This window comes from Frankia sp. CcWB3, assembly GCF_977927595.1.
The window spans coordinates 1-5811 of sequence record NZ_CDWRCK010000257.1 but is presented as its reverse complement, the minus strand read 5'-3'; the positions used below and the strand labels follow the sequence as shown (position 1 = coordinate 5811).

General features: G+C 70.6%; 5 protein-coding genes. 2 read left to right on the top strand and 3 right to left on the bottom strand.

Going from position 1 to position 5811, the window contains the following annotated elements; translation table 11 throughout:
• Positions 1 to 80: 80 nt before the first annotated feature.
• A complete protein-coding gene (locus ACY5KJ_RS16860) occupies positions 81 to 1247 on the bottom strand; it encodes an alpha/beta hydrolase fold domain-containing protein (RefSeq protein WP_462187888.1) in 1167 nt (388 codons plus the stop codon).
• A 332-nt stretch (positions 1248 to 1579) separates the two neighbouring features.
• Here ACY5KJ_RS16860 and ACY5KJ_RS16855 point away from each other — a divergent pair, with 332 nt between their 5' ends.
• A complete protein-coding gene (locus ACY5KJ_RS16855) occupies positions 1580 to 2227 on the top strand; it encodes a TetR/AcrR family transcriptional regulator (protein ID WP_462203816.1) in 648 nt (215 codons plus the stop codon).
• 189 nt (positions 2228 to 2416) lie between these two features.
• A complete protein-coding gene (locus tag ACY5KJ_RS16850; RefSeq protein ID WP_462187889.1) occupies positions 2417 to 3919 on the top strand; it encodes an MFS transporter in 1503 nt (500 codons plus the stop codon).
• 104 nt (positions 3920 to 4023) lie between these two features.
• Here the strand turns inward: ACY5KJ_RS16850 and ACY5KJ_RS16845 are convergent, their stop codons facing one another.
• Both ACY5KJ_RS16845 and ACY5KJ_RS16840 read right to left on the bottom strand, forming a co-directional pair.
• Complete coding sequence (locus tag ACY5KJ_RS16845) at positions 4024 to 4266, bottom strand: hypothetical protein (protein ID WP_254665519.1); 243 nt, start codon at positions 4264 to 4266, stop codon at positions 4024 to 4026.
• 239 nt (positions 4267 to 4505) lie between these two features.
• Positions 4506 to 5447, bottom strand: a complete 942-nt coding sequence (locus ACY5KJ_RS16840; RefSeq protein ID WP_462203815.1) for a ParA family protein — start codon at positions 5445 to 5447, stop codon at positions 4506 to 4508.
• Positions 5448 to 5811: the final 364 nt, after the last annotated feature.

The following is a 5811-nucleotide window of genomic DNA, read 5'->3' as shown; positions in this document are numbered from 1 at the left end:
GCCCGCGGCCTGAGGCCAGAGAGGTGGCCTGAGGCCGCAGAGGTGGTTGGTCGACGGAGCGCCGGGTGGTGTGCCGGCCGTCAGCGGCCGATGGTGCGGTGCAGGAACGCCAGAACGACGCCCATCCGCTCCCGGGCCGGGAAGGCACCGCCGCGGCCGGCGCCCGGCACGATCGTCACGTCCACCGCCGGCGCTCCGGCGGCGCGCAGCGCGTGGGCGAGTTCCAGCGACTGCTGGTGGGGGACCGTGCAGTCCGCGTCCCCGTGCTCGATCAGGAACGGCGGCAGCGGCCCGCGGCTCAGGTAGTTCAGGGGGCTCGCCACCCGGACCAGCTGGGGCACGGCCGTCACGGTGCGGCCGAGGAACCGCGACTCCGGCGAGTGGGGCTGGTCGTGCTGGGCGTCAGCCACGGTGCACCGCTCGTTCGCGCGCAGCTGGGCGTCCATCGAGGCGAAGTTCACCGGGCCGTAGAAGTCGACGACGGCCTGGACGTCGCTGGACACCCCGGGATTGCCGAGCCCCGGGTCGTCGAACATCGCCACGCCGCTCGTCGTGCCCAGCATCACCGCGAGGTAGGCCCCGGCCGACGCGTCGGTCGCGGCGATGCGGGAGGGGTCCAGGCCATAGGTGCCCGCGTGGGCCCGCAGCCAGCGGACGGACGCCTTCACGTCCTGGACCGCGGCCGGGAACTTCGCCTCCCCGGACAGCCGGTAGTTCAAGCTGGCGACGGCGTACCCGGCGTGGACGAGTGCTCGGACCACCGGCAGGTCGTCCCGCTTGTCGCCGAGCATGAACGCGCCACCGTGGATCGTGAGTACCATCGGCAGGACCGTCCCGGGGGTCACCTGGGCCCCTTCGGCACCTGCCGTCGGGGCCGGCGGGGAGGGACGGTAGAGATCCAGCCGCTGTGCCGGCGAGACCGGCGCGTAGGGCACGTCCCGCAGGACCCACATGCCGCCGGACTCCTCGGGCGTGCCGGCCTGCGCGGGTGCGCTGTTCGGGCCACCCGGGCCCGACGCTGTCGGCGACGCGGGGCGAGGGGCGGAGCCGTGCCGGGAGCACGCGGCCAGGCCCAGGCCGAGCGCGAGCATGCTGCCAGTGGCGGCGGCGAGGAATCGGTGCTGGGCGGAGCGGATGATGACAATTCTCCCTTCCGGAGGGCCGTCCGCGGGACGGGGATCGGCCGGGCAGGGATCGGCCGGGTAGGGGTCAGCGGGGACGGAACTCTCGCCTCCGCCAGTCATCATGCCCTGCCGCTCTAACCGCCCCGAACATCCGATCGCATGATGAATCCCTTGATCTTGGCGTTTGCCGATATTCTGGGCGGACGGCCCCGGGTGTTGTCCGTTCGGGACACCCGGATCGCGGCCGGAGCCCGGAGCCCGGAGCCGGGGCGGGTGCGGGTGTTGGTGACGGGTGGCAGATGTGACCAGCGCCACACGGTGCGGGGAGCTGGCATTTGCAGTACAGTACGGTACTGTTTCTCTGGTCAGGGTAATGTTCATTGCGTCTTCTCCTCGGCGTCGCGGCCATGCGCGTCGACTCCGGAGAAGCGTCCGAGACGGAAGGGTGAAGACCGATTTCCCCGCCGAGTGGCGCCGGGCGTGGCCGGCCCCGGGACGATGCCCGGGAGCGGGCGATCCTGGACGCCGCGCTGGAACTGCTCGTCGAGGTCGGGTATGAGCGGATGAGCATGGTCGCCGTCGCGGCCCGGGCCCGGGCCAGCAAGGCGACGATCTACCGCCGATGGTCGTGCAAGGACGAGATGGTCGTGGAGGCCCTGCGGCGGCATGGTCCCGGCGACCGCGTCCCGGCTGACACCGGGTGCCTGCGGGACGACCTGGCCGCCGAGGTGCGCCTCATGGTCGACACGATTACCGGTCCCGACGGTGCGCTGCTCATTGGCGTGCTCCGGGCCGCGAGCGAGTCCCCGCGGCTGGCTGCGGTCGTGCAGGCCAACATCCTGCAGAACAAGGCGAAGATCGGCCGCTGCATGTTCGCTCGGGCCTCGCAACGGGGGGAGATCTCTGCGTCGGCCGATTTCGACGTGATCATGGAGATCGTCATGGCGATGATTTTCTGTCGCCTGCTCGTCACCGGTGAGCCGCTCGACGGCGCGTTCGTCGATCATATGGTGGACGACGTGCTCATGCCGTTACTGGCTGGCCGGCCCGGAACGACACTCCGGCCCGGAACACCCCCGTCCGGGGCCAACTCGAACACCTGAGCTATTCTCGGCTCGAACGCTCGTTCGATAGCCCTGTCCCTGCCACCGTCGCGTCACCGACGCCGCCACGGACCGCCCGGTCCCGGGGCGCCGTCCACCGGCACCATCCCCACCGCACCGGGTCGCCTCGCGCGAACTCGTGGCGTTCGTTCGTCCCCGTTTCAGGTCCGATCGGCTAGGAGCTTCCCTGTGACCACAACCCTCGACCACCAGGCGGAGGACCGTCCGGTGGACGCGGCGGACGGCTCGCCCGATCCACGGCGCTGGCTCGCGCTCTGGATCATCGCTGTCGCGCAGCTCATGGTCGTCCTCGACGCCTCGATCGTGAACATCGCGATCCCGCACGCGCAGGCCGATCTCGACATCTCCACCGCGAACCGGCAATGGATCGTCACCGCGTACACCGTGGCCTTCGGCGGTCTGCTGCTGCTCGGCGGGCGCGTCGCCGACTACCTGGGGCGCAAGCGGGCCTTCAGCTGGGGACTCCTCGGTTTCGCGCTGGCCTCGGCGCTGGGCGGCCTGGCCCCGAACGCCGGCCTGCTGTTCGCCGCGCGGGCGCTGCAGGGTGCGTTCGCGGCCCTGCTCGCGCCGGCCGCGCTGTCGCTGATCACCGTCGCCTTCACTGAAAGCCGCGAGCGGGCGAAGGCGTTCGGCGTGTACGGAGCGATCTCCGGTGGTGGCGCCGCGATCGGTCTTATCGTCGGCGGCCTGCTCACCGAGTACGCCTCCTGGCGGTGGTGCCTGCTGGTGAACGTGCCGATCGCGCTCATCACCGCGGCTCTCGCGCTACCCGTGGTGCGCGAGAGCCGGGCGCAGGGCAAGGCCCGCTACGACCTGCCCGGCGCGGTGACGGTGACCGCGGGCCTGGTGGCCTTGGTCTACGGCTTCACCGTGGCCGCCGAGGACGGCTGGGGCGACGCCCGCACCATCGGGCTGCTGGTCGGTGCGGTCGTGCTGCTCGCGGCCTTCGTCGTCATCGAGTCCCGCACCAGCGCGCCGCTGCTGCCGCTACGGGTGCCGTGGGAGCGCAACCGCGGCGGCTCGTTCCTGGCCTCGCTGCTGACCGGGGCCGGCCTGTTCGCGATGTTCCTGTTCCTGACGTACTACTTCCAGCAGACGCTCGGCTACGGCGCCCTGAAGACCGGCTTCGCGTTCCTGCCGTTCAGCGGCGGGATCATCGTCTCCGCGGGGCTGGCCAGCCAGCTCCTGCCGCGCGCCGGGCCCCGGGTACTCGCCGGCGCCGGCACGACGCTCGCGGCGGTCGGGATGGCGCTGCTCCTCGCGATCGGGACGGATTCGAGCTACGTCGTGCACATCCTTCCCTCCGAGCTGCTGATCAGCATCGGCATGGGCTTCTCGTTCGTGCCCCTGTCGAACCTCGCGCTGATCGGGGTCGCCCCGCACGACGCGGGGGTGGCCAGCGCGCTGGCCAATACGACGCAGCAGATCGGCGGGTCGCTGGGCACCGCGTTGCTCAACACCGTCTACGCGACGGCCGTCACCAACTACCTGGCCGATCACGGGCGGGGTGGGAAGGCCCTCCTTGACCAGGCGCAGATCGAGGGCTACACCACGGCGTTCCTGTGGGGAGCCATCCTCATCGCGCTCGCTGCGGTGGTGATCATCGTGCTCATCCGAGCCGGGCGGGAGTCGACCGCCGACGTCGAGGTCGTCCCCGCGCACGCCGGCTGACCCGTCCGCGCGGCACCCCGTCCGCGCACCCCTTCCTCGTCCGTCCGGGACAGGCCAGGAAGGGCCGCGGGGCGCTGGGGGCGCTGGGGTGGTGATCGGAAATCCTACAGTTCGGATTCCCCGGCCAGCATCGCCCGGGAGCTGAGCCGGAAACCGATGGTCCCGTCCACGATTTTTCGAATCACGGTGGCTTTCGGATCCCTGCCGCCGACCCCGTCGACACCCAGGGCGCCCGCCAGGGCCCGTAGCTGCGGGACCGGGATCCGGCCCAGGGCGGCCAGGTGCTCCCGGGCTTCCTCCCGGCTCGCGGCGGCGACCAGTGTCGCGTGCAGCTTCTCGACGTCCACGGACGCCGGGAGCCGGGAGCCGTCCGCCGCGGCACGACCGCCCGGGTCTGCTGCCGTAGCCGTAGCCGTAGCCGGTGGGTGTGGCCGTGGCCGCGGGGACGACCGCGAGCCGCGCCCGACCCGCCATGAGATCGTCGAGCTGCCGGACGTCCAGGGTGGCGAGCAGATCGGACGCCTGGCGCAGGAGAACGGCCCCGAGACGGGCCGTATCCCGACCCGGGTGGCTGGCGGGCCGACTGTCAGGAGCCATGGTTCGCCGTCCGGATGCGTTTGAGGAACTCCTCGACCAGGCTCTGCAGTTCCCAGGCGAGTTCCCGGCTGAGCTGCTCGGTGAGAATGGCGGGGAGCTGGGCGCGGGCCGCGCCGGCGAAGTGCTTGTTGCTCTCCCGGAGCATCGCCTCGAAGACGGGCAGCCCAAGGCTTCTGGTCTGCGCTATGTAGGGCCGCAGCGCCGAAACGGGCTGACCACCGTAGTACTGGACCATCGTGAAGACGACGCCCAGAATCATCGGTTCCAGTTTCTTCACGGCCGGCCGGAGGTCGGCCTGCAGATCAGCGACCTGGTTGAACTCCCAGGTGGACCGGCGCAGCCGGGACTGCAGGTGATCGATTCCGAGGGTGGACAGCTCGTCCGGGCGGGCCGGGATGAGCAGCTGGTCGCTGGCCGCCACGGCGGACCTCGTGATGACGCCGAAGTTCGGCGGGCAGTCGATGAGCACCAGATCGTAGAGCCGCCCGGGCAGGGTGGCAAGCCCGGCCGCGAGACGCAGATAGACGTCGAAGTAGTGGCGTGTCGACCGGTGGATCTGTGCCCCACCCAACCGCGCGGCGAGATCCATCTCGACGTCGCCGAGGGCAAGATGGGACGCGGTCAGGTCGAGCCGGCCACCGCCATGCGCGATGCGGGAGTTCGCCACCGTGGGGGCGGTGACGAGCGCCTCGAGTCCCGGCACCGGCCCGTCCATCCGCCAGGCTTCGAACCACTGTTTGATGGTCCGGCCCTCGGCGAGGTGCGCCCGCCAGTCCTCCGGCCGGTAGAAGGAGAAGGTGAGGCTCGCCTGCGGATCAAGATCGATCAGAAGAACCCGTTTTCCCCAGCGGGCGATCTCCGCGCCGATGTTCGCCGTCAGAGTGGTCTTTCCGACTCCGCCCTTGTAATTCATGACCGAGACCACTTTCACGGTGTCACCGCTCTTGTGGATGACCGCGATATATTAAGGTAGCCGTCAGGTTGGCTTCGTGGACTTCGATGATGTGTCATCCGGCGGTCCCCCTGTCGCGCACTGGCGCCGTCCGTACGCGTGACCCGCGCCGGCCTTCTTCCTGCCAGCACACCACGTGCCGTTGACGCCATTTCCGGGATCCCCCGGACGGGTGAGTGCCGTGCGTGGACATTTGGCCGCCGATGACCATCGATCGTCCAGCTGATCCCACGTTGGGAGGGCCGTGGGAGAGGCCGTAGGGCAGCCAGCCGCGCACCGGCTCCGGACTGCCGCCACGCCGGGCATGGCCGACTGGTGGGTACACCATGGTCAACTTCAAGCG